This is a genomic window from Methylobacterium sp., from assembly GCF_019750675.1.
Classification (GTDB): Bacteria; Pseudomonadota; Alphaproteobacteria; order Rhizobiales; family Beijerinckiaceae; genus Methylobacterium.
Map to the genome: position 1 here is coordinate 1 of NZ_JAIEOF010000021.1, position 1,831 is coordinate 1,831.

Here is a 1,831-nt window from a genome sequence, read left to right on the forward strand (position 1 = left end):
CGCCCTCGACGAGATCACCCAAGAACTCGACCAGATCGCAGACGCGGCCGACGCCCGGGATGCCGGCGACTACGGCCTCGCCGAGGATCGCAGCGAAGCCGCCTGAGCGGCTCGCCCCTCTCTCCACGCCAGTCCCCTGAGCCGCCGAACGCGAGGAATCCGTCCATGACCGAACTCGTCGAGCACCGAACCCACCCAGCCGCAGCCCCCGAGCGCGTCGTCGCCTTGTGCGATCAGGCCCTCGCGATGGCGGGCCTCCCGACCTGCACTGCTCTGGCCCAGACCGCGCGCGACTGGGAGACGGCTGCGAACGCCGAGGCAGCCGCGCTCGGCCGAAGCGTCCGTGACGCGCGGCAGCTGCGCCTCTCGCACTCCGGCCTCGCGACCGACATCGACGCCGCCATGCGCGCGATCGCGATCGGCAATGGACAGGTCGCGCTCCGCATCCTGGACGAGGCCAAGCGGCTGGCGGACCTGCACAGCGCCCATGCGCTCCGCGAGCCGATCCCGCCCAACGTGACGCTGTTCGACGCCCACCGGGTCGTCCGGACCACCACCACACGGAGGCTGTGATGACTTCGACCACTACTCACCGCGAGGCCGTCGAGCAGGGCCTCAGCGTCATGCGCGAGCGCTACGACACGACTGCGCCGAAGGATCAAGGCGAACGGCTCTACCGCAGGCTCACACTCGCCTTCACCGAGGCCGCGATGCGCGAACTCGGCGACGCCCGGGATCTCGACATCCCCGACACCGCCTTTACGGGCGCGTTCGTCGGCGCACTCGGGAATACCATCGCCAGCATCTGCGACACACAGGCGGACGGTGATCGCGAACTGGCCATGGCGTTCTCGAGCATGACGGCGCGCCGTGCTCTGCAGCAAGCGCTCCACGCCCTCGCCGACGCGTCCGAAGAGAACTGCAACGAGGTTCGCGTCAACGTCGCCCACAAGCCGGCGGGGAGGCCTTCGTGACCGCGCCGTTCTGCCCCGGCTGCGGGGTCGCCGCGCGCCTGACGAACGGCGCCGAGGTCTACCCGAACCGCCCAGATCTGGCGGACAAGCCGATCTGGAAGTGCGAGGTCTGCCCCGACGCCTATGTCGGGTGCCACCCGGGCGGCACCGAGCCGCTCGGCACGCCGGCCGGGCCCGAGTTGCGCCGCGCGCGGATCGTCCTGCACCGGGATATGGTCGACCCGCTCTGGAAGCACGCCGACCGCTGTGGCGAGTACCACCCGGAGAACGAGGCGGCCCGCGAGCTGATCCAGCGCGCCGCTCGCGGCCGGGTCTACGCCTACCTCGCCGCCGGCCTCGACCTGACCAAGGACGAGTGCCACGTCGGCATGTTCACGATCGAGCAGTGCCGCGAGGCTTGGGCGTGCCTGCGCGGCGTCACCTATCCGCAGATCCGCGCCTGGGCGAAGGCGCGTCCGGCGCCCGAGAAGAAGCCGAAGAAGGAACGCAAGCCGAAGGCCGTCAAGCCGCTGCCAGCGCCGACCATGCAAGAGCGCGCGGCCGCCGCGATCTCAGCGCGGGCCATCAGCGCGGCCTTTGGTGATGACGCCGCCATGGGCGAGCGCAGCACCCTTCACATCGACTATAGCCGCCCGCGGCGCGCCGAGTGGATCTGCACCTGGGCCAACCTGCCCGGCTTCTCGCGTGTGAATGGCGCGTACCTGCACGACCTGCTGCCCGGCTGGCAGTACGCGGCGCACGAGGTCCGTCTCGAAATGATCCCCGACCTGGAGGCGCTCGCCGAGCGCGGCGTGCGCCCGACCGTGGCGACGAGCGAGGCCGCATGACCCGCCCCCTCATCATTGACAGCTTCGCCG

At 70.8% G+C, this 1,831-nt stretch carries 3 protein-coding genes; all 3 read left to right on the plus strand.

Features of this window, described 5'->3' with window-relative positions; all coding sequences use genetic code 11:
- Positions 1 to 165: 165 nt before the first annotated feature.
- Genes K2X24_RS00990 through K2X24_RS01000 form a run of 3 tightly spaced genes read left to right on the plus strand, consistent with a single transcriptional unit; the run spans position 166 to position 1,801 of the window.
- On the plus strand, positions 166 to 573 hold the full coding sequence (locus tag K2X24_RS00990; RefSeq protein ID WP_292493833.1) for a hypothetical protein: 408 nt from the start codon (positions 166 to 168) through the stop codon (positions 571 to 573).
- Between the two features lie 50 nt (positions 574 to 623).
- Positions 624 to 974, plus strand: coding sequence for a hypothetical protein (locus K2X24_RS00995; protein WP_292493835.1), 351 nt, complete (start codon positions 624 to 626; stop codon positions 972 to 974).
- A complete protein-coding gene (locus K2X24_RS01000; protein WP_292493837.1) occupies positions 971 to 1,801 on the plus strand; it encodes a zinc-finger-containing protein in 831 nt (276 codons plus the stop codon). The genes K2X24_RS00995 and K2X24_RS01000 overlap by 4 nt, the downstream gene beginning before the upstream one ends.
- Positions 1,802 to 1,831 lie beyond the last annotated feature (30 nt).